Source organism: Desulfosporosinus sp. Sb-LF (assembly GCF_004766055.1).
In the GTDB taxonomy this organism is placed as follows: domain Bacteria; phylum Bacillota; class Desulfitobacteriia; order Desulfitobacteriales; family Desulfitobacteriaceae; genus Desulfosporosinus.
The window spans coordinates 325666-349828 of the sequence record NZ_SPQR01000005.1 but is presented as its reverse complement, the minus strand read 5'-3'; the positions used below and the strand labels follow the sequence as shown (position 1 = coordinate 349828).

The window sequence follows — 24163 nt, the reverse complement described above, 5'->3', positions numbered from 1 at the left end:
TCCCATACCGAACACGGAAGTTAAGACCTTCAGGGCCAAGAATACTTGGGGCGCAGGCCCCTGGGAACGTAGGTCATCGCCAGGTAAACCAGCAAAAAGACTATCTCTAACGAGGTAGTCTTTTTGTGTTAGAACGAACGATTTTTAAGCATTTAAACGTCTATGGGCTCGGGGTTCCACCCGTTCGGGTCCACATTGCTGGAGAATGCGTTACAAGCCGCAATGTGGCGAAAGTCTCATCCGACTTTCGTCACACGGTTGGAGTTTTCGTTATGGGTTGCCGTGTGGCGAAAGGCTCATTCGCCTTTCGTTTCAGGGCCAAGAATACTTGGGGCGCGGGCCCCTGGGAACGTAGGTCATCGCCAGGTAAACCAGCAAAAGGACTATCCTTACAAATATTTTAAAACGACATTGTCTGTTATCCTTTGGGACTATATATTAGATGAGCCAATCTTCTTCGTAATTACTTTAATCCTCTTCACCGGTGTAATCATAATGCTTAAGTAAACGGGATTTATCTATTGAATGCAAAACCTTCAGACATCAGACATCTTACTTGAAGAGTGATGTCTTAAACAGTATAATGATATCATATTTGTTTAAAGGGGGGAACGCTCGTGGCAAGAAAAGGAAGAAGTCTGGCTGAAAATGTGGCAGATGATATTCTTGCAATGATCACTATAGATAAGAAGTTCATAATGGGAGATAAGCTCCCCAATGAAAACGAGCTTTCGGCCAATTTGCAAGTCAGCCGTACTACACTAAGAGAAGCTATTCGTATTTTAGTCGCTCATAACGTTTTGCAAATTCAACGTGGAAAAGGAACTTATGTAAAGAGTAACCAGGAGTTAAACGGAGAGTTTGGCTTAAAAGAGCTTACAACGTTTCAACTAGACGTGAAAGATTTGTATGAAATGCGTTTGATTTTTGAGCCACAATCAGCCTATTATGGTGCAAAACGAGCTACTGATAAGGAACTTGAGCGTATTCTGTACTATGGTAAATTAGAAGAGGAACTGATTTTAAAAAAGGAAGATCGAACAGAGGTTGAACAGGCATTTCACAAATCAATCGCGAAGGCAACTCATAACGAGTTTATGAATCGGCTGATGCCTATCCTTTATCAGGCCATTGATAAAGGAGTCCTTTTATCCGATGCAAATGAAGAAATGGTGCAGAATACCTTGAATGACCATCGGATGATAATGGAGTTTTTATCAAAAAGAGATGCTGAAGGGGCGCGAACCGCTATGAAGCTGCATATCATTCACGCAATGAGAGGCTTTGGAATTACAGAAGAATAAACACTGAAGTACTCGGGCTGTTTTTGTAAATGAAGGCAGCCTTTTTAAATTAAAGTATAATTTTACTGTAGAAATTGGACATCATACAATGTATAATGTGATCATACAACTAAATTAGAGAGGTGTTAGTATGAATAGTGATGCAGTAACGAAAAGTGTACCGCAGCGCGCCTTGTTTCATGCGCTGGGATTGACAAATGAGGAAATGGATAGGCCCTTAATCGGCATCGTTAGTTCTAAAAACGATATCGTTCCTGGACATATGAATCTGGATAAAATAGTCGATGCGGTAAAGTTGGGTGTAGCCATGGCCGGAGGAACTCCGCTTGTCTTCCCCGCGATTGCAGTATGCGACGGTCTTGCAATGGGACATCAGGGAATGAAGTATTCTCTTGTCACAAGAGAATTGATTGCCGACTCTACAGAATCCATGGCCTTGGCTCATGCCTTTGACGCTCTGGTGATGGTTCCGAACTGTGATAAAAACGTTCCAGGGTTGTTAATGGCCGCAGCGCGATTGAATATACCTACAATATTTGTGAGTGGCGGGCCGATGCTTGCAGGTAAAGTGGATGGACAGAAAACGAGCTTTTCCAGTGTGTGTGAAGCGGTCAGCGAATTTCAGGCAGGGAAAATTACTCAGGAGAAATTACTGGAATTTGAAAACAAAGCTTGTCCAACCTGCGGATCCTGTTCAGGAATGTATACAGCCAACAGCATGAATTGTCTGACCGAGGTGCTAGGGATGGGGTTACAAGGCAATGGTACGATCCCGGCGGTTTATTCAGAACGGATTCAGCTTGCAAAGCATGCAGGTATGCAAATTATGGATCTACTGAAAAGGAATATCCGGCCGAGAGATATTATGACTGAAGATGCCTTTAAAAATGCTTTAACGTTAGATATGGCCTTGGGTTGCAGTACCAACAGTATGCTACATCTTCCTGCAATTGCCCATGAATGTTGTATTGAATTAAATCTTGATATCGCAAATGAAGTTAGTGATAAAACGCCGAATCTCTGCCATCTTGCGCCTACCGGACATACCTACATTGAAGATCTTAATGAAGCGGGCGGCATCTACGCGGTGATGAATGAAGTCAGTAAATTAGGTTTACTCAAAACCGATTTAATAACCTGCACGGGCAAAACTGTTGGGGAGAATATTGCAGGCTGCATTAATAAAGATACGGATGTAATCAGGCCTGTCGAAAACCCTTACAGCAAAACAGGCGGAATTGCAGTATTAAAAGGAAATCTAGCTCCTGATTCCTGTGTTGTGAAGCGTTCTGCCGTTGCACCGGAAATGCTCAAACACGAAGGCCCTGCAAAAGTATTTGACTGTGAAGAAGATGCCATGCAGGCCATTTATTCTGGCAAAATCATCGCCGGGGATGTTGTTGTAATTCGCTATGAGGGGCCGAAGGGTGGGCCAGGCATGAGGGAAATGTTAAATCCCACCTCAGCCATTATGGGACAAGGACTTGGGGAAAGCGTTGCACTGATTACCGATGGGCGATTCAGTGGTGCAACTAGAGGCGCCGCAATCGGTCATGTTTCTCCTGAAGCAGCAGTGGGGGGGAACATCGCTTTAATAGAGGATGGAGATGTCATCCAGATTGATATTATGGCTAATGAAATCAACTTTGTCATAAATGATACTGAACTGGAAAAACGTAGAGCAGACTGGAAACCAAGAAAGCCTAGAATTACAACAGGATACCTTGCTCGATATGCTGCCTTGGTCACATCGGGAAACAGAGGCGCTATTTTAGAGATTCAATAAACAATAACGCAAAAGGAACCAGCAAATCGCATAAGGCGGCTTGCTGGTTCCTTTTTAGAGAGCGGCTGTCTGATTAAAATTACATTGGCCTTAGTTATGCTTATTTGAAGAGATTAAAGGGGCAATTTCCTACCATACTTCGATAATAGCTGTCCTGAATTTACGTCTTTTAATGTCCCATCATCTAAAGCAACATTGCCATTCACAATCGTATACTTAACTCCTCTGGCCATAGTTAAAGGACTTTTATAATCAATTTTCTCATTTGAGGGATAATAATAGTGATCCATATTAATAATGGCTATATCCGCTGCTTTTCCCTTGGCGAGCGTACCACGGTCAGTTAATCTAAACTGCTGTGCTGGTAGAGACGTGATCCGTCTGATAATCTCTTCTAATCTCACACCTTTTTGCTTGCATAAGTCAAAAAATAAGGGAAAGGCACCTTTTCTAAATAACTCATACCAGTCATAAGGGTCGTCTATTTCACCAAATACTTTATCCGATCCAGCCATGACGAGTGGATTATGGGCGATATTATCCGCATAAGAGGTCCCGGGGAAATCCCGTCGAATGAGTCCACCCTGACAGAAGGTTAGGTTAGGACTGTCATTTTCTAATAGATTAAGGAATAGCTCATCGACCTTCATATTTCTTTCACAAGCAATTTCTTTTAAGGTTCGATTTTCCATTTGAGGATCATCTGTATTAATCACCAGAAGGTGGTCTCTAAATCTGATTTTCTTCAAGATTTTCCGTTTCTCCTCAGGGGTTAAGAAGGGGTCTTGTGAAGCATTGATGCCTATAAACTCTAGCAGTCTATCCTTTCTCTTAAAATGCCCACTGGTCTTGGGGATCGTATCGACAGCAATTTCTACGCCTCTTTCGCGGGCAGCGAGTATTTGATCAAATGCTTCGGGAACTGTCGGCGTTAGATGGGACACTTGAACTCTTATGCCTGTCGCTTCGCCGATGCGTATAGCTTCCTTAACGGCATCTAGAATGCCAATATGGGTTCTGATATGAGATGTATAGATGCCGTCATGTTTTTTTGAGATCTTGGATAGTTTAATGAGTTCATCGGTATCGGCATATTTGCTTGGGGCATAGGCTAAACCCGTGGAGATCCCTAATGCCCCTTGTTCCATGCCTTCTTCAATCAGGTAGTTTAGTTCCTTTTCTTCTTTCGCAGTGGGCTCTCTATTTTTGGCCTCTCCCATAACACTCCATCTTAACGTGCCATGCCCTAAGAGGAATCCCATGTTTACGCTGGTACCTTTGTTTTTGATAACGTCAATATAACCCGAAAAATTAGCCCAAGCGGGTACGATCCGCTTATTGCGTTCTTTGGCCTCGAAGGAGATAAGCCCCTTATGCGCCATATAATCATAGATGTTATCGGAAGAATAGGGGGTGATAGAATGTCCACAGTTTCCATTAACCATCGTGGTAACCCCTTGGCGGAGAAATTCTTCAAACTTACCACTCGTTAGCACGGTAAGTTCGGCATGAACATGCGGGTCAATAAAACCCGGACTTACGGTTAGTCCCGAGGCATCGATCACTCTCTCGGCGTTATATTCAAGGTTGGCGGCAATTTCTATGATCTTCCCTTCACCTATTGCCAAATCGCCATAGAATCCGGGGTTTCCCGTACCATCAATAATGAAACCACTCTTGATCAAAAGATCGCACTTCATGAATTTCGCCACCTCATTTTTGATTCATTGTATCGGATTTGTCAGATCGCGTCCATGAGAGGGTTTTGAAGAATTTCAGTAGGAGGATTTGTTATGGTAGAAAAGTTGGTAGCGTTAGTACGCGGGATCAATGTCGGGCGCGCTAAGCGCGTAGCGATGGCGGATCTGTGTGCCTTGTTCGAGGATATTGGTTATCGGAACGTACGTACTCTTCTTAATAGTGGCAACGTCATCTTTGCCTCACTGGACACGGAGGCAGTTAGCGTAGCTGCTCGCATAGAAGAGGCTCTTATTAACCGAATCGGTATCTCAGCACGGGTAATAGTTCTGACAGCAGCAGAGATCGCCACTATCGTGAACGATAACCCCTTGGCTGGGGTGGCTGACAATCCTTCACGATTGTTAGTCGCAGTTCTTCGAAACCCAGCGGAACGAACACGGCTTGAGCCCTTGGCTGAGCAGGAGTGGGGATCAGAGGTTCTGGCTATTGGGGTTCGCGTTGCATACCTTTGGTGCCCTGACGGGATATTAGCGAGCCAATTGCCTGAAGCCGTTGGCCGCGTATTAGGAGACGGCGTAACCACCCGCAATTGGGCGACCGTGATGAAACTTTACGCCCTCACTGAGAAGTAGATTCTTTTAACTATGCTCATTTCCTTTAGTTCGAAGCAATGACTCTGGTCTTGGTTCTGCCCCTGACTCTAGCCTTCGTCGTGGTTTATTGTATTGTTTAGGTATGTGTTTCGAATTAGTTTGACTTCATACGGCTCATCAGTTAGAACTAAGGTTAGAGAAATGATAACTGGAGAGAGGGTCTACCCAGAGAGATACTTGTGACAGTGACTACTTAATAAAAAATACACGCGGAGGTGAAATGCCTTGAAGGGCAAAACCATATTAGTAGTCGATGATGATAAAAATATTTGTGAACTTCTGGATCTTTACCTTTCTAATGCCGGATTTTCACGGTTTTTTAGCCATGATGGTAGCACGGCACTTAATCTACTAAAAGAGCAAAAAATTGATCTTATTTTGCTTGATATCATGTTACCGATCATTAATGGGTGGGAAGTGTGTAAGATTGTAAGAAGTACAAGCTCAATACCCATCATTATGCTGACGGCACGGGATATGCTGGAAGATAAGATACAAGGTTTTGACATAGGGGCAGATGACTACATCGTTAAGCCCTTTGAGCCTAAAGAGGTCATAGCCCGGATTAAAGCCCGATTGAAGGAGAAGCAGGTAAAACCCATTAGAGAGGATGGCCTTCTTAAAACAGAAGATCTTATTGTAGACATATCCAAATATGAAGTATGGCAGGGAGATAGCCTTATTGACTTAAAGCCTAGAGAGGTTCAACTCCTTCATTTTCTTTTGAACAACAAGAATATTGTTTTTTCTAGGGAGCAGTTACTGGATAAGGTTTGGAACTACGATTTTATGGTGGATACCCGTACTGTAGATGTCCATATTAAAAGACTACGGGAAAAACTAGGCGAGCGCAGCACATCATGGAGTATAAAAACACTCCGGGGTGTAGGATACAAACTTGAGGTAAGATGATGTTTAAAAGTATCTTTGTAAAACTTCTTGTGACTTATCTGTTAATTATCATGTCAGCTATTGCAGTTCTATCACTTTTCATCAGTATGACTTACAGTGGGTATGTTTTTGAACAAAAGCAGAAGGAACTAGAGAAAACCGGGTACTACGTAACTGAACTGGTTAACAAGCGGGAAAGAAACGAGATATCTCAAACTGAACTTAATACATCGCTTGATTCCTTGGGTTATATTTCTGATTCGTCGATCTATGTTATAAGAATTGATAAAAAAGCAATTGAAAATCCCAAAAGTTTACAATTAGGTGGAGATCTTGAAGAAAGCAATTTATTCGGTGATTTACAAAAGATCTTGAGCGGCGAGAATGTTTTCCGGAAAAAGCAATATTCACAAAAGCTGGATATGTATGTAGTCTTCTCTGGAATCCCCTGGAAAACAAATTCCGGTATTTCAGGAGCCATTCTTCTAGTTTCACCGATCAGTCAGATTAGTAGCAACATAGCCAAACTGAACTTGTTTATATGGATTATGGCCTTAGTTCTGATTATTTTAAGTGCTATCGTCATCTATTTCAATTCTCTGAGGATATCTAAACCTATCAAACAAATGGAAATTGCCGCAGACAGGTTGGCCTCGGGTGAACGCTCTGATGACTTAGTGGTTGTTAATAGTGCAGACGAGATAGGAAAACTCGCTAAATCTTTCAACTCCATGAAACAACAGTTGGACAGTACCGAAAAGATGCGCAGTGAGTTCATCGCCAGTGTTTCCCACGATATGAGAACTCCTTTAACCTCCATTCATGGTTTTGTTAGTGGAATGATGGACGGTCTTGTTAAACCCGAAGACTACAACAAGTATCTAACGATCATCAAAGAAGAAACTATACGCCTGACCCGGCTGACAAATGATATCCTTCATTTGGCCCAAATTCAGTCGGGCAACCTAAAGTTACTCAAAGAAAAACTCAAAGTTAAGGATATACTTAACTTTGTATTAAACAGTACGAGAACTATAATGGAGGAAAAATCTATTAGTATTTCTGTGAAGTGTGATAACACTCTCATGGTATATGCTGACGGTGACAAGCTGAGACAAATACTGATCAATATTATCGATAATGCTGTCAAATATACTGGACAGGGCGGAGAAATATGCATTAATGTCACGTCAAGACCTAAGCATTCCGTAACGGAATTTAGGATTAGAGATACAGGGATAGGAATTTCTGTCGAAGAGCTGCCCTTGATCTTCGAGAAATTTTATCGGGTCGATAAATCCCGTTCGTTACCCGGAGGGACAGGCCTTGGGTTAAATATAACCAAAAGTCTCATTGAACTTCATGGGGGGGAAATAGGGGTTACCAGTAAATTGGGGACAGGTACTGAAATCATTTTCGAACTTCCCCAATAATGTTTACATTCCGTTCACAATAAAGGTAGTTTTGTTTTACAGATAGCTTTTATAATCAAGTCAAGGCATTCGAAATAGGCTTGCTGTAAACAAAATGAAAGGAGGATTCAATGCGTAAGATAATTGTTCTTACAGCAATTATGAGTTTAGCCCTGCTACTTGCAGGATGCGGAAATGGAACGATAGCACCAAAATCTAATCAACCAAGCACAAAAACTACTCAGCAAGCCGGAAATGCTACCGGTCAGCCGTCAAATGCTAAAGATTCGTCGACAAAAACCGGTGCAGAAATCGTTGCCAAATCAGAAAATATTATGTCCAGTAGTGATAAGGAAGAACTACTCAACCAAGTTAACAAGGAATTAGATTCCCTTTTCAGTAACATAAATAACCTTGAAGATGCTCAAGATGCCGACCTTGAACTGAATCAAAAGTAAGGAGCAGATAATATGAGAAAAATTGTTTCCGCAGTTTTATTATCCGCAATATTACTTACTGGAAATATTGCATTCGCTCAAGGATCGACACTTCCTATTGTCAAAAGTAGCATCACATTGGCTACGGCCGATCATAGAGCAAAACTTGCAGAGATTGCCCATTTACAGGAAAAAGTGCGCACGAATCGCACTGAAATCCTCAGCATGAAAAAGGACGCAAGCGATGCCTATAAGGAGGCCAAGAGCCACATGAAGGGACTTGTCAAAGGCAAGGATAACCTGACTTCTGTACAGATCAAATCTTTAAAGGAGTCATTAGACATTATCACACAAGACAAACAATCCTTGGCCGGCACCATAGGTGAAATTCAGAAGGAAACATATGATTTAAAAACGGCCAGGATGGAGAAGAATTACGACGAAGTCATAAATTCCTTGAACAGTATTATTGCCGTGCAGAATAAAAGACTTGAAGACCTGCAAAGGAGCATTAGCGATTTAAATAAAGCGGCTACCTTATAAACGGAAATTCAAGAGGGGGTGAGGATTATCCAGAGAATAATGGTTGCGGTAATGACCGTTTTACTCGTAGTTGTCCTTTCGGGATGTGGAGCCAAAAGTAATGTTTCAAAGTCGAGCCAACCTGTAAATTCGCCGGTGGATCAGTCCTCAAATCAACAAAGTGGCTCATCTTCAAGTGGAAGCATTGCACAACAACAAGCCCAAGTTCAAAGTATAAACACTAAAACAACTCAAGGCCAGGCTGAAGTCGACCAAAAGATTGACCAGCATCTTCAATTGTTGGACAAAGCGTTAGATTCTCTCGACAAAAGCTTAGGAAATCTTTAATTTGTAGGAGGGTATCCCATGAAAAAATTGATTGCAGTCGCAACAACGTTTACGTTACTCCTTACATTAACGGTCCCTGTACTTGCTGATGACAATTCGTCAACTACAAATGCAACCCAGGCACCGACTAGTCAGTCCCCCACGGACAAAACAACGAAAGCCAAAGAACGACTTCAAAATGAAATCACTAAGCTCCAAAATCAAGAGCAGTTCCAGCAATATATGGGACCTGTTCGCGATCTTCAAAAACAAGAGGTACAAATTCGCGCGCAGATTCATACCACAAGAGACCAGGTCCGGCAACAGCTAAAGGCTGACCGACAGGCAAAGAACTATACCGCTCTTTTGGCCGCTCTCAACGATATGATTCCTTTGCAAGACGACATTGCAGGTGTGGAGACTATTGCCAAGATATGTTTAACGGATTGGCAGCAATATCATAGTGATCACCAAACCAAAAACGTCCAGGGAATACAAACTGATTTACAGAAGCTCCAAACTGACATCCAAACTAAAATTCCCGCTATGCAAAAAGTATTAGCAGACCTGCAGAAAGTTGACCAAGATCTAAAGACACCCGCAGCTCCCCCATCAACGTCCCCTTCAACAACTCAATCCACCACGACTGTTCCAGCTTCAACTCCAGGCACAGCAACGACTGTACAGTAATTTCCAAATTACCCCGTATACCTCATCTGCTGCGGGGTAATTTCTTTGTTATTTTATAATTCCCCACTATACTTCGTTAATAACTTCCCGGCATTTACTTCGTTTAACGTTCCATCATCTAAATCTTCTGTTTGTTATTTACAATCTATACTAACCACTTTGGCCACGCGGCAGAGATCGCTGACGATATCGTGGAGCCTTATCAGATTTAGGCAAGGTGCCACGTTTTCTTAGGCAACTGGGGTGTATGGATACGGGCGAAGGTCAGTATCATTTTGCAAGATCGTCTTTGAATAGTATAATACTATCAGTCTATCTGTAGAGACTTCGCGAAACAAACTAGAATAAACCATAGATGGAGGATTATCATGTTATATAGAAGGTTTGGAAAGACAAATGAGATGGTCTCAAGTTTAGGATTCGGGTGTATGAGGCTCCCTATTCTTCCAGGAGGAGATTCTACCAAAATCGATGAAGAGCTAGCCATGAAATTAGTTCATCATGCAATTGATGAAGGGGTAAACTATATAGACACAGCTTATCCTTATCACGGTAAAGGTATGGAAAAAGGTGGGCAGAGTGAACTTTTTGTAGCGAAAGCGTTGAAAAATGGATACAGAGAAAAAGTAAAAATAGCGACCAAGCTTCCTAGTTGGCTGATAAAAACAAGAGAAGATATGGATCGATATTTAAATGAGCAGTTAGAGCGGCTTGAAACGGACTTTATTGATTTCTATTTAGTACATAGTATCAATAGTCGAGTGTGGTCTACGTTGAAAGAAATCGGTATTGTCGAATTCTTAGACCAAGCCATAAAGGATGGGAGAATAGGCCATGCAGGATTTTCATTCCATGATAAAATTGACTTGTTTAAAGAAGTCGTCGATTATTATGATTGGTCATTCTGTCAGATACAATATAATTATTTAGACGAGAAGTTTCAGGCAGGAAAAGAAGGCTTGGACTATGCGGCTCAAAAAGGTTTAGGTATCTCAATTATGGAACCCATTAGAGGGGGTAAACTTGCCGGCAATCTTCCGGAAGATGTGCAGAACGCTTTTGAACAGGCGGATGTCAAAAGAACACCGGTTGATTGGGCCTTAAGATGGGTCTGGAATCATTCTGAAGTATCCGTGGTATTAAGTGGCATGAATACCATGGATCAAGTGACAGAAAACTTGAAATCAGCCAATGAAGCTGAGGCGAACTCTCTATCAGCAAAAGACGTGGATGTTATTGAACAAGTTAAAGCTATTTTTAAGGAAAAAATTAAGGTTAATTGCACTGCTTGCGGGTATTGTATGCCATGTCCTATGGGAGTGAACATCCCCAGCTGTTTCGCTATGTACAACAATCATCATATGTTTGGCAAAGAGGAAGCCTATAATGTGTGGCTTACTCCTCAGCAAAAAGCCTCAAATTGCGAGGAGTGTGGTAAATGTGAAACCCATTGTCCACAAGGTATCCAAATTCCTCAGGAATTAAAAAATGTTAAAGCAGTTTTAGAATCTGTATAGAGTGATTCTAATCTTGTAAAATTCGTTCATCATTGGAAAATCTAATGGTAATGTTGGTATGGAAAATTACAAGTAATAATGATTTGTATAACAATAGGTATATTCTTAATTCAAATACTGAAGTGATGAGCTTTCAATAAAAATAATGACAAGCGCTAAGACTTAAAGCAGATCTGCACAACGGATTTACATAGTCAATAGCGCTCTTTTTTCATGAATGGAACGGAATAATAGCCATTGCCACTTACTGTTATGGCCCTGAAAAAATGATAGCATAGATAACGTAAGAATATCTGCAATAGAGATTTTTTATACTTTGCCAATGTGAGGTGAATGGATATGAAATATCCATATGAAAACAAGGGGAACCAGATATTGTCCGAGAATCACGAGTATTTAGTTCCTTTCTCTGATAAGAGTCGCAGCAATTTGCGAGCTGGCTGCGAAAACTGTTTCGGTTTGTGCTGCGTCGCACTTTACTTTTCAGCTTCGGAAGGCTTCCCACTCGACAAGGACGCAGGTCAGCCTTGCCTCAACCTGCAACCAGATTTTCGCTGTTGTGTTCATAAAAGCCTCAGTGAACGGGGCCTTAAAGGCTGCATTGCTTTTGATTGCTTTGGCGCGGGGCAAAAGGTTTCCCAAGTCTGCTTCTGTGGATACGACTGGCGGAAAGTCCCGGAATCAGGAAAACAAATGTTCGAGGTGTTCCTAATCATGCGGCAACTCCATGAGTTACTCTGGTATCTAACAGAAGCACTGACGTTACAACCAGCCCATTCTATCCATGGTGCGCTCAGCTCCATGCTCGACGAGACGGAATGTCTCACTCACCTCAGCCCCGGCTCTCTCATGGAACTAGACGTGGCAGTACATAGAGCAGATGTTAATACTCTGCTCTTAAAGACCAGTGAACTTGTGCGAGCTGAAGCTCGTCGCGGGTATAAGACTTATTCGGGGCGTCAGAAGACCTTCGGTCGAGGAGCCGACCTTATTGCTGCTGACCTCAGAAGAAACGACCTCAGAGGAGCTAATTTGAGAGGAGCCTATCTTATTGCTGCTGACCTTAGAGGAACCGACCTGAGTGGGGCTGATTTCATAGGGGCGGATTTCCGTGACGCTGACCTCAGAGGAGCTGACCTTACCAAGGGTATCTTTCTCACCCAAGCCCAACTCAACGCAGCAAAGGGGGATACTAGCACAAAGTTACCCTCGTCACTCACTCGCCCACTGCACTGGGGCCTTTCGAAAAATCAAGCGAATGAGTAATGAAGTCTTAGCTGAAATTGTATTTATTAATGAGGGTGAGAATCATAGAAGTATTTGAATGTTTTTATGCGATGAGAAATGAAGAGAATGCTTTAAGAAGTTGATTAAACCTTAAATTTGGCAACAGCATTCGTTAGGCTTTCCCCCAGCCTAGCCAGGGCGTCTGCAGAGTGGCTCACCGATATCATCGTAGCCGCTTGTTCCTGCGATGCAGCGGAAACCTCTTCTGTGCTGGCAGCAGTTTGCTCAGCAATAACGCCAATGCTCTCGATTGATTTGACGGCTTGGACAGTTCCATTGGCCATTTCTTGAGCAGCCGCTGTGACTTGCCGAATTTGCTCGACGACTGTGTTAACCTCGACGACAATGGTGTGGAACGATTGTCCTGCAAGAGTGACGGCCTCGACACCTGCGGCCACTTCAGCCTTGGCACCCTCCATTCCTACGACAGCCCGATCAGTGTCTCGCTGAATATTACCGATGAGAGTTGCGATCTGGGTTGCAGACGACGATGATTGTTCCGCTAACTTTCGAACTTCATCAGCGACAACAGCAAATCCTTTACCATGTTCTCCGGCACGTGCTGCCTCAATAGCAGCGTTCAAAGCAAGCAAATTTGTTTGATCAGCAATCCCTTTAATCACATCCACGATTTGACCGATCTGAGCGGATTGATCTCCCAACTGAGAAATCACTAGGGCTGATTGGCTAGCGCCTTCCCGAATCTGTTCGATTTTTTGCACGGCATGCTCTGATTGGAGGGCACCTACTTCAGCAGCCTGTGCTGCCTTGGCACTACTTTGACTAACGTTCTCGGCATTCGCTGCTACTCGTTGGGCATTGATCGACAACTGTTCAATAATTCTACTAGTATCCCCAACCGACACTGCTTGGTCTGTTGCACCTGCTGCGAGTTGGCCTAAAGTGTTGGAAACTTGCTCACTTGAAGAAGTTGCTTCCTCTGCCACAGCTAAGAGTTCCTCGCCCGTTGCTCCTAAAGTACTGGCGGTGTCAACGACTTCTTTGACCAGCCTGTGCAGATCCAGCGTCATTTTGTTAAAGTCCTCAGCCACTTCTCCATATTCATCCTTAGAGTTCACGATCATCTCTTCGGAAAGGTTACCTTTCGCAATTTTTGCCGTAGCTTCTCTCAATAAGGTCAATGACTTCAGCATATTTTTGGAGATGAAGAAAGCGATTAGACTTCCTAGAACCAAGCCAATGAAGGTAAGAATCGTAGTAATCGTATCATTTTGAGTCTGCAAGTTGCTGAGCTGTTTTTGATTCTCTTCCATCGTTACTTGAAGCCAAGCCAAATAGCTTGTAGCATTGTTGATGGCTGGTTCCGTCGTTGCAGCATAATAAAGCTGTTGTGCTTTTTTCACACCTTGTTCGTCTTTGACCAACGTTTTCCCGTCCGTATCCACTCGAGTGCTGGCCTGAAAAGCCTGATACGCTTGGGTAGTATCGTTAACATAGATTGAGTAGTCCTTTAACACCGCATCAAGGAATGCTACCCCTTTACTCCCCTCGGTCTTTTGTCTTAATTCATTCACTAAATTTGTAGTCTCGGTGACAGCCTGATTCTTGTTTTTTAAGTAAACATCAGCCTCTTGCTGAGTTTTGGATTGCAAATAGTAAGCTCCTGTAGCGTTGGTATTCGCAATTGAGTATTTAATGTTCTCCGCCAATGCTTTATTACCCATTATCTGAACACTGGTCGTTGTCATGCCCGAAATCTTCTTTTGCATATTCATGTTTCCACCTGCGACTATTACCAAGAGTAGGAGAACAATGCCGAATCCAAACGTTAGTTTTTTTCTTACAGTCAATCTCAAAACCTTCAGCTCCTCATCACATTCTATATCTAACTGAACGACAACCTCAGATACGACGGTCGACAGATCGTACCAACGTTTATTCTAAGAACTTTGGCTTGCCAATATAGTAGCCCTGACAACAATCGACCTTCAGTTCTTGAAGTAATCTTATTTTCACGAATTCAGCAATCGTTTGTTTCCCCAACACGTGGGCAACCGCAATAATGGCCTGAATCAGAGCCCTTTGGGTTGGATCTTTGTCCAAGTTTCTAACAAAGGAACCATCGATTTTTAGGTAATCTACCGGTAGATCACTTAAGTAAGAGAACGAAGAAAACCCTACGCCAAAATCGTCTAGGGCGAATTTAAATCCAACAGTTTTATTCGTTTTATCCATGTTTCGCTCTGGGGTGAATCGCGAATCGCTGTAGTTTCAGTGATTTCAAACCCCAAATGGGCTGGGTCTATCCCACTCTTTCGAATACTGTCTTCGATGAAGGTAATAAAACCTTATATCCAAGAGAACGCCCCGATAATTGATGAAGATATGTAGACCTGTCCTGATGGCTTCGGCAATTCGTGTTGCGCTTTCCATGGTTGACTCACTTAGTAATACCGCAAATTCGTCTCCGCCAAGCCTGGCGATCATATGTGTTTTCTCGGCATGGGCACTCATGGTATTACTGAGCTTAATCAAGACTTCATCGCCAATCGAATGACCATAGGTATCATTAATGACTTAAAATTATCGATATCAATAAACAATAAGGCACCACGATGGTTTTGTTCAGAGCGTTGTCAATCACCGTTTGGGATTTCTCTAGAAAATATCGATTGGGAAGATTCGTTAAGGAATCATGGGAGGCCTGATGCAACGTTTTTGGTAAGGTATCGTATTGTGTATTTGAAATAGTCTTCTTTATTAACTGATCCATACTTTGCGTCAACTCCAGTCAATTGGCTCGCATGTTTCTTTAGCTCTCTAAAGCTCCTTCTAGGCGTAGTTAAGGATAGTGTCATCGTCCTATTCCACCTCGCTTATTCAGAAATTCCGTTTATACTTTCTTGATTAAATTAGGTAATTAATGAGCGATCAAGGTAAAATAAACACTAGTTTGTAGTTTGCAAACTAGTGTTTATTATTGAATTTTACTTAGAATACAACATCAAGCTGAATTGGGTCTGAATGAAAACTGAGAGCCAGCTGAAATTGCATTTAAGAATAGGGGAGAATCATGGAACTATTTGAATATTTTTACGCACGCTAAAGGAATGAAGAATATGCATTGAAAATGGCTACAGACGAAGGAATTTTTATAAAAAGGCAATAGGATGGTCCCTTAGAGAATATTCTAAAACTAAAAAAGAATGGGTTGAGCGATTTTGAGGGATACAAGATTATTTCCTCTGAGCATCAGAGAAGCGGGGAAATATCTTTAAAGGAGTTATGAACAAAACAGCATGCCCGGTTGCGATCGCATACCAAGCATGCCGTTTTGTTGAAAGATTCTAGTTCTCCGTAGCGGTTTGTAGTAACCTCCGGAATTTTGCAAAGCTACCTACCGGAGGTATAGATATTCTTCATACAAATTTCATGAAATGATCACAAAGATACTTTATAATAATAACCATAAGGCAATAATAATTCAGGTTCAGTTGTAACTAGCGGAATTACAATAACATGAAATGTATCAAGCAGCTTAGAAGTCGTTGAGAAAATCGTGATAAGGAGGATTTTGTATGCCGAAACTATATAAAATTTTGGGGTCCCTTGCGCTTCTATTCTTCATCGTTACAGCTGTAATAGCTTCTTTTGGAATCCTTTTAGTAGCAGCAGCAGGGGCGAGCGTGTTTGGGATTTACCGTTATTATCTCACGAAAAAGAGATTAAGAGAATGCTCCATGAGACCATATGCTTCTGGAGAAGTTATCGATTTGAAGCCGAGGTGATACAATGCAATTCAACGTCGTGAAACCAGCTCTCAGTGCAAGAGTCCTCCATTCATCCAATCTCCTTTCAGTATTGTATGCGTAGAAATGGAGATTGGGAGAAATTCTTTTGACACATAATACGAACAAGAGCCTTTCACACACGCGAGTGGTGGAAGGCTCTTGTTCGTTCGTATAATGTTATAGTATAGAGTCTCACAGTACATATAGAAAAGCTCCCGCAAAATGCAGGAGCTTAATTAGCTTACGTCAAATTGAAAATGGTTAGAGTTTGCAGTTTTTTATATTCTTGGTAAAATACATCGCTTAGTGAAATTTCTAAAGCGTTGGAGAGAGCGGCTATATAGAATAGCTGTTTACCCAATTCTGCTTCTATGATGTCCCTGCAGTTATCGCAAACGGATCCTTCGAGTTGGCTGTCCAAGAGATCTTTTAGATCGGCGAGGCTCGCATCGGGGGGTAGAGTTTTCTTGTGCGCATTCACTGAATGGCAACCGCAACTTGTTACCGATTTGACGACGGCGCGGTTAACGCGAGCGGAAGTTTCTTGCCCCTTGGACAAGATATCCAAAATGCTTTGATGCCTGATTAACAGAGATTTTACCGTGCTTTGGAATTGGTCAGTGAGTTGCTCCATGTGTGCTTTCCTCACTCCTTTCTGCCATCTCTATTATACCGAGATGGCTGTGCTATTGTCAATTTTCAACAGCTTTGAGGGATAAAATGGGAAATTGACAGGCTGAAGACTTGTATGATATAATTTTAAAATTTTGACCCGGGCTATGATCCTTGCTATAATGATAGATAAGGGGGTGGCCGAATGTTTAAAGTTGGAGACAAAGTTGTATATCCGATGCATGGTGCCGGTATAATTGAGTCGATTGAGGATCGGGAAGTTCTCGGAGAAATAAGCCAATATTATGTCATGCATTTACCAGTGGGAAATATGAAGTTGTTCATTCCATTGAACAACGTGGAGAACCTGGGTTTACGACAAGTGATTTCTCCTACTATGGTCAAAGATGTGTTAGAAGTTCTAAGAACCAAAGATACGGCGGCAACCCTAGCCTGGAATCGACGCTATCGTGCTAATCTGGAAAAGATCAAGAGCGGGAATATTTTTGAAGTGGCCAATGTCGTTCGCAGTCTCGCACAAAGGGATAACGAAAAGGGCCTTTCGACTGGGGAAAAGAAGATGTACGAAAATGCCTGTCAAATTTTGATTAGTGAACTTGTTTTGACGGAGGGGTCTGAAGAGGAAGCTGTTAGACAATGGCTTTCAAAGGCCTTAGTTTTGGCATAGGCTTTTCAGTAGTACTAATTTAGTCTTGATTAATAGCCGTTGGGTTGTATCACCTCGAAGACTTTTGCTGGCTGTTTGTTGAATTAAATGTAATTGCTATAAATTTTATCTTAAATTTGAAATTTAAGGGGAATTTATCGTATAATTGGAAAGGAATTTAGTCAGAATAGGTTAAAAGGAGGTGAAATGATGATTCGCAATTTAATACGCGGGATCATCACTCTGTTAATGGGGGCGTTGGGATTTTATCTTAATTATTTATTTCTGCGCCTTAATCTTTTGCAATCCCTTGGATGGAACTTGTCCCCTATCTGGTCATATGCAACTATGATCGCTTTATTTGCTTTGATTGGTTTTTTAGTTGCTCCGATTAGTATCCGTTCTTTTCTCACCTTAATGCGTTGGCTGGATTCTCGGTTGACCGGGGTCCCCACGCATGATCTTATGAGTGGGGCCGTTGGGGGAATTATCGGACTTATTATTTCAAGTTTATTCAGTAATTCATTTATTAGCATTCCGTTTCTTGGACCACTATTGGCGGTGCTGCTAAGTCTCTTCTTGGGTTACCTAGGTTTAACGATTGGAATGAAGCGAAAAGAGGATGTGCTGGGATTTCTTAATTTTCTTCCTAAATTTCGTGACAGAGGGGACAAAGCGGATAAAGCAGACAAACAAAAGGAAGGTAAGGTTAGTCGTTCTCCCGAGCCAGTGAATTATAAAATACTTGACACGAGCGTGATTATTGATGGGCGTATTGCTGACATTGTTAAAACAGGCTTTGTTGAAGGAGTATTGCTAATTCCAAGTTTCGTGCTTGAGGAGCTTCGCCATATCGCGGATTCTTCGGACTTGCTTAAACGAAATCGCGGGCGTAGAGGCCTGGATATACTTAATCAAATTTCTAAAGAAACGGCGATCAAAGTTCATATTCATGAACAGGACTTTGAAGATGTCAATGAAGTCGACAGTAAACTGGTGCGTTTGGGGCAAGTATTGGGCTCGCCTCTTCTAACCAATGATTATAACCTCAATAAAGTGGCTGAATTGCAAGGGGTTAAGGTACTTAACATTAACGAATTAGCCAATGCCCTTAAACCGATTGTTTTACCAGGTGAAGAAATGTTAGTTCAAGTAATGAAGGACGGCAAGGAACCTGGACAAGGTGTAGCCTATCTTGATGATGGAACGATGATTGTTGTGGATACGGGACGACGCTATATGGGACAGCATGTCACCGTTTTGGTGACGAGTGTTCTGCAAACGGCTGCTGGCCGAATGATTTTTGCAAAGCCAAAAATTCCTTTGGAAAAAAAGTCGATGGGTCTTCGTCCATCTGATGAGGTGAATGCGATTGGCTAAGATAGGAATTGTAATTCCTGCAGCTGGTCAAGGCAAACGGATGGGGGCCGGATACAACAAGCAATTTCTAGCTTTAATGGGGGAGCCTATCTTGGTTCACACGGTTCGGCTTTTTGAAGAGTCCAGCAAGGTTTCTGAAATTGTTATCGTAGGGGCTGAAGGTGATGTTACGGTTATCGAAAAACTTGTGCATCACCACAAGTTCAACAAAGTTGTAGCCATTTGCATTGGTGGATTGCAACGTCAAGACTCTGTTCACTCAGGGGTTCAAGCTTTAAGTACCACTATTCGACGGGTAGTGGTTCATGATGGGGCGAGGCCCCTTTTGACATTACAGGAATTCCACCGCTTTCTGGAAGATTCGGAAGGTTTCCCCTCGGCGATTATGGGAATCCAGCTCAAGGATACTATAAAGCGGATTGATTCGTTCAGTAAAGTGACAGAGACCTTGCCACGTGAACGTTTACGGGCTGTACAGACTCCTCAAATCTTTGATCGTGAGATATTGGAAGAAGCACATTCCCGAGCTGCATCTGCGGGTCACTATGGTACGGATGATGCATCTTTGCTAGAATGGATGGGGTATCCCGTGCAGATGGTAGAGGGGTCACAGGAGAATATCAAAGTGACTACGCCCGAGGATTTATGGTTAGCTGAACGGATTCTTGCTCAGAGGCTGTAGCGAAGCTTTTGTTCATGAAATACTACTTTGGAATTCGAATCTCTCGCCTAGCAAAGGAGTGATTGATTATTAAAGTTGGAATAGGGTATGATGTACACGCCTTGGTTGAGGATCGACCGCTGATTCTAGGAGGGGTGGAAATCCCCTACGAGCGTGGTTTACTAGGACACTCGGATGCAGATGTTCTGATCCACGCGATAATGGATGCTCTCTTGGGGGCCTTGGCTTTAGGGGATATTGGCCATCATTTTCCGGATCATGATCCACGTTACCGAGGGATTTCAAGTCTTGCTTTATTAGAGTGGGTCATGAAGCTCATCGAAGCGCATGGGTATAAAATTGGAAATATTGATAGCATTATTGTGGCAGAGCGCCCGAAAATAGCCCCGTTTATCTCAAAGATACGCTCTAATCTTGCCCAAGCGATGAGTATTGATGAATTGTGTGTGTCAGTGAAAGCGACAACAACTGAACGCTTGGGGTTTGAAGGTCGGGGCGAGGGAATTGCTGCCCAGGCGATCGTTAATTTAGAAAAGGTTGGAGGATGATTTATGGAAATTCGCGTTCGATTTGCACCCAGTCCGACAGGTCCACTTCACATCGGAGGGGCAAGATCCGCGTTGTTTAATTATTTATGGGCTTGTAAAAACAAGGGAACCTTTATTGTTCGAAGTGAGGACACTGATTTAGAACGTTCCAGTCGAGAATCCGAGCATAATATTTTGGAATCATTACGTTGGCTAAATATCCAATGGAATGAGGGGATCGAGGTTGGCGGCGAGCATGGTCCTTATCGTCAAACGGATCGCCTGGCACTTTACAGAGAGTATACCGAGAAGCTTGTGGATAGTGGACATGCTTACTATTGCTACTGTACAGAGGAAGAGCTGGAACAAGAAAGGCAGGCCTTGAGTGCCAAGGGTGAAACTCCTCGTTATCTGGGTAAATGTCGTACGTTAACGTCTGAACAACGTGCCGTTTTGGAGAAGGAAGGGCGTAAGCCTGTTGTGCGCTTTCGTGTGCCAGAAGGGCAAGCGATACATATAATGGATCATGTTCGTGGGGATGTTGTTTTTGATAGTAATGGAATTGGGGATTATGTCATCGTTAAATCAGATGGGATTCCCACCTATAATTTTGCAGTGGTTATCGATGATACGACTATGAACATTACCCATGTTATTCGTGGGGAAGAGCATCTCTCCAATACACCGCGTCAGGTCCTGATTTACCAAGCCTTAGGGTTGCCCACTCCTGAATTTGCCCATATTTCGCTCATTCTTAATACCGAAGGAGGGAAAATGAGCAAGCGGGACGGGGATACAGCGGTTATGGACTATCAGAAAAAAGGGTATCTCCCAGAAGCCATCGCCAACTTCATTGCTCTGCTCGGGTGGGCGCCGTCTGGAGAAGAAGAGTTTTATACTCTGGATGAATTGACAGAAGCCTTTTCGCTGGATCGTGTGTCCAAGAGCCCCGCGGTTTTCGATCTTCAGAAGCTGAATTACATGAACGCGCATTACCTTAAAAAAGCTGCTCCTGAACGATTGGCTGAACTTGCATTGCCCCATGTGCAGGAGATAGGTATTCTTCCTCAAGGAGAGCAGTCCCCGGAACAACAGCAATGGCTTATTGGGGTTGTGAAAGCGATTTCTGAGAAAATAGCTTATATGGCAGAAGTAAAGGACTTTGTGCATTATTTCCACGGGGATGTGCCAATGGAACCAGAAGGGGAAGCTCTGGAAGTGCTGCGTGGAGAACAAGTGCCAACCGTCTTTGGATTATTCAAGGAAAAGTTACAGGCAGTCGAATCGCTTTCTGAAGCTGAGGTTAAGGTCCTCTTAAAGCAAATGACGAAAGAGCTAAAGCTCGGAGGGAAATTCGTGTACATGCCGGTACGAGTGGCTTTAACAGGGCAGATGCATGGACCAGAACTTTATGACATCATCCCCTTGTTGGGACGAGAGAATGTTTTAAAACGACTTGAGGTTACAGAGAAACGCTATTTAGGGTAAGCTAGCAGACCTATTTTGGATTGACAGAGGTTGGAGACTACCCTATAATTACCCTATAATAAGGACAAATTGCACTCGTTTTTGGACTTTACTGCAGAAACAACTATTGCAAAGAGAGCACGTTAGCGGAATTTGGTAAGTGAATGTAAACAATAAAATAGACATTTTGACGATGATGAGAAAGAGTACAAAGAGGAATTGCGACGAGCGAAGATGGGGTAGTGAAAGCCATTGGCAAGGAACCTTTGGAAGTGCGTCTCTGAGTTGATGGGCAGAAATATTAGAGTATGTCCATCCGTAATGACTGCGTTAAAGTTACAAGTTGGAACGGCATGTCCGTTCAATCAGAGTGGGACCGCGGAACCTTTCGTCTCTGGACGAAGAGTTCCGCTTTTTTGCGTTCATTTTGTGGATTTCTGGGCAATTCTAAAGAGAAAGGGTGAAGGTAAGATGTTTCGACAGGTCAGTCGAGATATTCGCGTAATTTTTGAACGAGATCCTGCAGCAAAAAGTATCTGGGAGGTCATATTTTGTTACGCTGGTTTTCATGCTGTGATTTTTCATCGAATGGCCCATTGGCTGTATCAACATAAATTAGTACTCTTGCCGCGTATGATCTCTCAGCTCTCTCGATTTCTCACTGGGATTGAAATCCACCCGGGCGCTAAGATCGGGCAAGGTTTCTTTATTGATCATGGTAGTGGTGTAGTCATTGGCGAAACAGCGGAGGTCGGTGATAATGTAACGTTATATCAGGGGGTTACGTTAGGCGGAACGGGCAAAGAGAAAGGCAAGAGGCACCCGACGATCGGAAATAACGTGGTGATTGGGGCGGGCGCTAAAGTTTTAGGTTCCTTCAAAGTTGGGGATAATGTAAAAATAGGAGCAGGGTCTGTTGTCAATAAAGTTGTCCCCAGCGACACAACGGTAGTAGGAATCCCGGGTCGGATTGTTCTTCATAACGGTGTTCCGATCAAGGACCCTGATTTAAGGCATGATGAACTTCCAGATCCAGTGAATGAAATGCTCAAGTGTTTAATGCAGCGCGTGGAATATTTGGAAGAACGTCTAAACGATGAGGAGAGTCGATACAATGTCTTTGAAATTATACAACACCATGACACGTCAAAAAGAGGAGTTCCACCCAAGGGAGAACGGGAAAGTTGCGATGTACGTGTGCGGTCCAACGACCTATAACTATTTTCATGCGGGTAATGCCCGGATGTTTGTCGTGTTTGATATGATTAGACGCTACTTCATGTACAAAGGGTACGATGTTCGGTATGTACAAAATTTCACCGATGTTGATGATAAAATCATTCAACGAGGGCAAACAGAAGGGATGGACCCCCTAGCTTTAGGACAAAAATATATCGAGGAATATTTCAAAGACGCTAAAGCCCTAAACCTCCTTCCTGCGACTATACACCCAAAGGCTACAGAGCATATTTCTGAAATGATCGAGATTATTGAGGGGCTTATAAATTCGGGATTAGGGTACGAAGTGGATGGAGATGTTTACTTTGCGGTGGATCACTTTCCTAACTATGGGAAGCTATCTGGCAGAACCTTAGACGATATGAAGGCTGGTGCAAGGGTAGAGGTGGACGAACGTAAGCATTTTCCCATGGATTTTGCTTTGTGGAAAAAGGCAAAGCCCGGTGAACCAGCCTGGGAAAGTCCGTGGGGCTTAGGACGTCCAGGTTGGCACATTGAGTGCACAGCCATGTCGTTGAAATATCTAGGCGCAGGATTTGATATTCACGGTGGGGGTGGAGATCTTGTGTTCCCCCATCATGAAAATGAAATAGCCCAAACGGAAGGGTATTTAAAGGGGGAGATGTTTGCTCGGTATTGGATGCACAATGCATTTCTTACGATTAATCAAGAAAAGATGTCGAAGTCCTTGGGCAATTTCTTTACAATCCGAGAGTTACTCGAGAATTCTCCTGGTGAAGTGATTCGCTTTTACTTACTAGGAACTCATTATCGTAGCCCATTGGATTTCAATGAGCAAAATCTGGTCATGGCTCAAAAAGGATTGGAACGGTTACAAACCAGTATCCGTTTAGCCCAGCAGGCTATGGATAGAAAAGGTTCCTCAAAAAACGAGCGGATTGAAGCGGGATTAGTTAAGGCTGCAAAAGAAGCACGTGAAGCGTTTGAAAAGGCTATGGATGATGATTTCAATTCAGCACTAGCCTATGCATCGCTCTTTGAATTAGCCAAAACGATGAATGGGTATGTTCAGGAAAATCCGGCCTATTCAGAAGGGTTGGCAGAAGCCCAAAAAACGTTGGTGGAACTTGGAGGGGTGCTCGGGTTTGACTTGCTTCATCCAGCTCAAGTCTCTGTCGAACAGGATGAGATTCTTGCGCAGGTAATGGAGGTCGTTTTACAGATTCGTGCTCGGTCCCGATTGAAGAAAGACTGGGAAATGTCAGATTTTATTCGGGATGCGTTTAAAGATACTGGGATCATCATCGAAGATACCCCGCAAGGCGCGAGATGGCAAATTAAAAAGTAAT

At 42.9% G+C, this 24163-nt stretch carries 25 protein-coding genes, 1 rRNA gene and 1 other annotated feature; of the genes, 21 read left to right on the top strand and 5 right to left on the bottom strand.

Annotated features, from left to right (window positions below):
- The 4 genes from rrf to ilvD form a co-directional block, all read left to right on the top strand.
- A 5S ribosomal RNA gene (rrf, locus tag E4K68_RS09905) occupies window positions 1-85 on the top strand; the annotation flags it as partial.
- A gap of 40 nt (window positions 86-125) precedes the next feature.
- Entirely contained in the window at window positions 126-404 is a 279-nt protein-coding gene (locus E4K68_RS09900) for a hypothetical protein (protein WP_135378753.1), read from the top strand.
- A gap of 213 nt (window positions 405-617) precedes the next feature.
- Complete coding sequence (locus tag E4K68_RS09895; protein ID WP_135378752.1) at window positions 618-1304, top strand: FadR/GntR family transcriptional regulator; 687 nt, start codon at window positions 618-620, stop codon at window positions 1302-1304.
- A 130-nt stretch (window positions 1305-1434) separates the two neighbouring features.
- Complete coding sequence (gene ilvD / locus E4K68_RS09890) at window positions 1435-3090, top strand: dihydroxy-acid dehydratase (RefSeq protein WP_135378751.1); 1656 nt, start codon at window positions 1435-1437, stop codon at window positions 3088-3090.
- 113 nt (window positions 3091-3203) lie between these two features.
- Here ilvD and E4K68_RS09885 read toward each other — a convergent pair whose 3' ends face one another.
- Window positions 3204-4790: an amidohydrolase family protein gene (locus E4K68_RS09885; protein ID WP_135378750.1), complete on the bottom strand. Its 1587-nt coding sequence runs from the start codon at window positions 4788-4790 to the stop codon at window positions 3204-3206.
- A gap of 93 nt (window positions 4791-4883) precedes the next feature.
- Between E4K68_RS09885 and E4K68_RS09880 the strand changes: the two genes are divergently transcribed.
- The 9 genes from E4K68_RS09880 to E4K68_RS09840 all read left to right on the top strand — a co-directional run bounded on the left by E4K68_RS09880 (window position 4884) and on the right by E4K68_RS09840 (window position 12506).
- Window positions 4884-5423 (top strand): DUF1697 domain-containing protein, encoded by a 540-nt coding sequence (locus E4K68_RS09880; RefSeq protein ID WP_135378749.1) that lies wholly within the window; start codon window positions 4884-4886, stop codon window positions 5421-5423.
- A gap of 246 nt (window positions 5424-5669) precedes the next feature.
- Window positions 5670-6356 carry a response regulator transcription factor gene (locus E4K68_RS09875; protein ID WP_135378748.1) on the top strand — a complete coding sequence of 229 codons (687 nt, stop codon included), beginning with the start codon at window positions 5670-5672 and terminating at the stop codon, window positions 6354-6356.
- On the top strand, window positions 6353-7768 hold the full coding sequence (locus E4K68_RS09870) for a HAMP domain-containing sensor histidine kinase (protein WP_135378747.1): 1416 nt from the start codon (window positions 6353-6355) through the stop codon (window positions 7766-7768). The genes E4K68_RS09875 and E4K68_RS09870 overlap by 4 nt, the downstream gene beginning before the upstream one ends.
- Window positions 7769-7878: 110 nt before the next feature.
- Complete coding sequence (locus tag E4K68_RS09865) at window positions 7879-8205, top strand: hypothetical protein (protein WP_135378746.1); 327 nt, start codon at window positions 7879-7881, stop codon at window positions 8203-8205.
- 12 nt (window positions 8206-8217) lie between these two features.
- Complete coding sequence (locus tag E4K68_RS09860; protein WP_135378745.1) at window positions 8218-8727, top strand: hypothetical protein; 510 nt, start codon at window positions 8218-8220, stop codon at window positions 8725-8727.
- 51 nt (window positions 8728-8778) lie between these two features.
- Window positions 8779-9054 carry a hypothetical protein gene (locus E4K68_RS09855; protein WP_206751203.1) on the top strand — a complete coding sequence of 92 codons (276 nt, stop codon included), beginning with the start codon at window positions 8779-8781 and terminating at the stop codon, window positions 9052-9054.
- An 18-nt stretch (window positions 9055-9072) separates the two neighbouring features.
- The gene (locus E4K68_RS09850; RefSeq protein WP_135378743.1) at window positions 9073-9723 is read left to right on the top strand and encodes a hypothetical protein; all 651 of its coding nucleotides are present in this window, start codon (window positions 9073-9075) and stop codon (window positions 9721-9723) included.
- 368 nt (window positions 9724-10091) lie between these two features.
- Window positions 10092-11240, top strand: coding sequence for an aldo/keto reductase (locus E4K68_RS09845; RefSeq protein WP_135378742.1), 1149 nt, complete (start codon window positions 10092-10094; stop codon window positions 11238-11240).
- Window positions 11241-11615: 375 nt separating this feature from the next.
- A complete protein-coding gene (locus tag E4K68_RS09840; RefSeq protein WP_348982852.1) occupies window positions 11616-12506 on the top strand; it encodes a pentapeptide repeat-containing protein in 891 nt (296 codons plus the stop codon).
- A 104-nt stretch (window positions 12507-12610) separates the two neighbouring features.
- Here the strand turns inward: E4K68_RS09840 and E4K68_RS09835 are convergent, their stop codons facing one another.
- The 3 genes from E4K68_RS09835 to E4K68_RS09825 all read right to left on the bottom strand — a co-directional run bounded on the left by E4K68_RS09835 (window position 12611) and on the right by E4K68_RS09825 (window position 15062).
- The gene (locus E4K68_RS09835) at window positions 12611-14344 is read right to left on the bottom strand and encodes a methyl-accepting chemotaxis protein (RefSeq protein WP_243450319.1); all 1734 of its coding nucleotides are present in this window, start codon (window positions 14342-14344) and stop codon (window positions 12611-12613) included.
- Window positions 14345-14423: 79 nt separating this feature from the next.
- Window positions 14424-14723, bottom strand: coding sequence for an EAL domain-containing protein (locus E4K68_RS09830; RefSeq protein WP_135378741.1), 300 nt, complete (start codon window positions 14721-14723; stop codon window positions 14424-14426).
- A gap of 45 nt (window positions 14724-14768) precedes the next feature.
- Window positions 14769-15062, bottom strand: a complete 294-nt coding sequence (locus E4K68_RS09825; RefSeq protein WP_135378740.1) for a GGDEF domain-containing protein — start codon at window positions 15060-15062, stop codon at window positions 14769-14771.
- A gap of 1004 nt (window positions 15063-16066) precedes the next feature.
- Between E4K68_RS09825 and E4K68_RS09815 the strand changes: the two genes are divergently transcribed.
- Window positions 16067-16276, top strand: coding sequence for a hypothetical protein (locus E4K68_RS09815; RefSeq protein WP_135378739.1), 210 nt, complete (start codon window positions 16067-16069; stop codon window positions 16274-16276).
- A gap of 244 nt (window positions 16277-16520) precedes the next feature.
- Here E4K68_RS09815 and E4K68_RS09810 read toward each other — a convergent pair whose 3' ends face one another.
- Window positions 16521-16913 (bottom strand): DUF1573 domain-containing protein, encoded by a 393-nt coding sequence (locus tag E4K68_RS09810; protein WP_135378738.1) that lies wholly within the window; start codon window positions 16911-16913, stop codon window positions 16521-16523.
- 183 nt (window positions 16914-17096) lie between these two features.
- On the opposite strand from E4K68_RS09810, the gene E4K68_RS09805 reads away from it, so the two are divergent.
- The 7 genes from E4K68_RS09805 to cysS all read left to right on the top strand — a co-directional run bounded on the left by E4K68_RS09805 (window position 17097) and on the right by cysS (window position 24162).
- The gene (locus E4K68_RS09805) at window positions 17097-17579 is read left to right on the top strand and encodes a CarD family transcriptional regulator (RefSeq protein ID WP_135378737.1); all 483 of its coding nucleotides are present in this window, start codon (window positions 17097-17099) and stop codon (window positions 17577-17579) included.
- A gap of 189 nt (window positions 17580-17768) precedes the next feature.
- Window positions 17769-18938: a PIN/TRAM domain-containing protein gene (locus E4K68_RS09800; protein ID WP_135378776.1), complete on the top strand. Its 1170-nt coding sequence runs from the start codon at window positions 17769-17771 to the stop codon at window positions 18936-18938.
- Window positions 18931-19620, top strand: coding sequence for a 2-C-methyl-D-erythritol 4-phosphate cytidylyltransferase (ispD, locus tag E4K68_RS09795; protein ID WP_135378736.1), 690 nt, complete (start codon window positions 18931-18933; stop codon window positions 19618-19620). The genes E4K68_RS09800 and ispD overlap by 8 nt, the downstream gene beginning before the upstream one ends.
- Window positions 19621-19685: 65 nt before the next feature.
- On the top strand, window positions 19686-20168 hold the full coding sequence (gene ispF / locus E4K68_RS09790) for a 2-C-methyl-D-erythritol 2,4-cyclodiphosphate synthase (RefSeq protein ID WP_135378775.1): 483 nt from the start codon (window positions 19686-19688) through the stop codon (window positions 20166-20168).
- 3 nt (window positions 20169-20171) lie between these two features.
- A complete protein-coding gene (gene gltX, locus E4K68_RS09785) occupies window positions 20172-21635 on the top strand; it encodes a glutamate--tRNA ligase (protein WP_135378735.1) in 1464 nt (487 codons plus the stop codon).
- 163 nt (window positions 21636-21798) lie between these two features.
- Window positions 21799-22013, top strand: a binding site (T-box leader).
- A 72-nt stretch (window positions 22014-22085) separates the two neighbouring features.
- On the top strand, window positions 22086-22832 hold the full coding sequence (gene cysE, locus E4K68_RS09780; RefSeq protein WP_135378774.1) for a serine O-acetyltransferase: 747 nt from the start codon (window positions 22086-22088) through the stop codon (window positions 22830-22832).
- Window positions 22729-24162 carry a cysteine--tRNA ligase gene (gene cysS, locus E4K68_RS09775; RefSeq protein ID WP_135378734.1) on the top strand — a complete coding sequence of 478 codons (1434 nt, stop codon included), beginning with the start codon at window positions 22729-22731 and terminating at the stop codon, window positions 24160-24162. The genes cysE and cysS overlap by 104 nt, the downstream gene beginning before the upstream one ends.
- Window position 24163: the final 1 nt, after the last annotated feature.

Bases quoted from the DNA above. Each gene is read 5' to 3' on its own strand.
- ilvD (WP_135378751.1), top strand. From the start codon at position 1,435: ATGAATAGTGATGCAGTAACGAAAAGTGTACCGCAGCGCGCCTTGTTT.
- E4K68_RS09885 (WP_135378750.1), bottom strand. From the start codon at position 4,790: ATGAAGTGCGATCTTTTGATCAAGAGTGGTTTCATTATTGATGGTACG.
- E4K68_RS09880 (WP_135378749.1), top strand. From the start codon at position 4,884: ATGGTAGAAAAGTTGGTAGCGTTAGTACGCGGGATCAATGTCGGGCGC.
- E4K68_RS09870 (WP_135378747.1), top strand. From the start codon at position 6,353: ATGATGTTTAAAAGTATCTTTGTAAAACTTCTTGTGACTTATCTGTTA.
- E4K68_RS09865 (WP_135378746.1), top strand. From the start codon at position 7,879: ATGCGTAAGATAATTGTTCTTACAGCAATTATGAGTTTAGCCCTGCTA.
- E4K68_RS09860 (WP_135378745.1), top strand. From the start codon at position 8,218: ATGAGAAAAATTGTTTCCGCAGTTTTATTATCCGCAATATTACTTACT.
- E4K68_RS09855 (WP_206751203.1), top strand. From the start codon at position 8,779: ATGACCGTTTTACTCGTAGTTGTCCTTTCGGGATGTGGAGCCAAAAGT.
- E4K68_RS09850 (WP_135378743.1), top strand. From the start codon at position 9,073: ATGAAAAAATTGATTGCAGTCGCAACAACGTTTACGTTACTCCTTACA.
- E4K68_RS09845 (WP_135378742.1), top strand. From the start codon at position 10,092: ATGTTATATAGAAGGTTTGGAAAGACAAATGAGATGGTCTCAAGTTTA.
- E4K68_RS09830 (WP_135378741.1), bottom strand. From the start codon at position 14,723: ATGGATAAAACGAATAAAACTGTTGGATTTAAATTCGCCCTAGACGAT.
- E4K68_RS09815 (WP_135378739.1), top strand. From the start codon at position 16,067: ATGCCGAAACTATATAAAATTTTGGGGTCCCTTGCGCTTCTATTCTTC.
- E4K68_RS09810 (WP_135378738.1), bottom strand. From the start codon at position 16,913: ATGGAGCAACTCACTGACCAATTCCAAAGCACGGTAAAATCTCTGTTA.
- E4K68_RS09805 (WP_135378737.1), top strand. From the start codon at position 17,097: ATGTTTAAAGTTGGAGACAAAGTTGTATATCCGATGCATGGTGCCGGT.
- E4K68_RS09800 (WP_135378776.1), top strand. From the start codon at position 17,769: ATGATTCGCAATTTAATACGCGGGATCATCACTCTGTTAATGGGGGCG.
- gltX (WP_135378735.1), top strand. From the start codon at position 20,172: ATGGAAATTCGCGTTCGATTTGCACCCAGTCCGACAGGTCCACTTCAC.
- cysE (WP_135378774.1), top strand. From the start codon at position 22,086: ATGTTTCGACAGGTCAGTCGAGATATTCGCGTAATTTTTGAACGAGAT.
- cysS (WP_135378734.1), top strand. From the start codon at position 22,729: ATGTCTTTGAAATTATACAACACCATGACACGTCAAAAAGAGGAGTTC.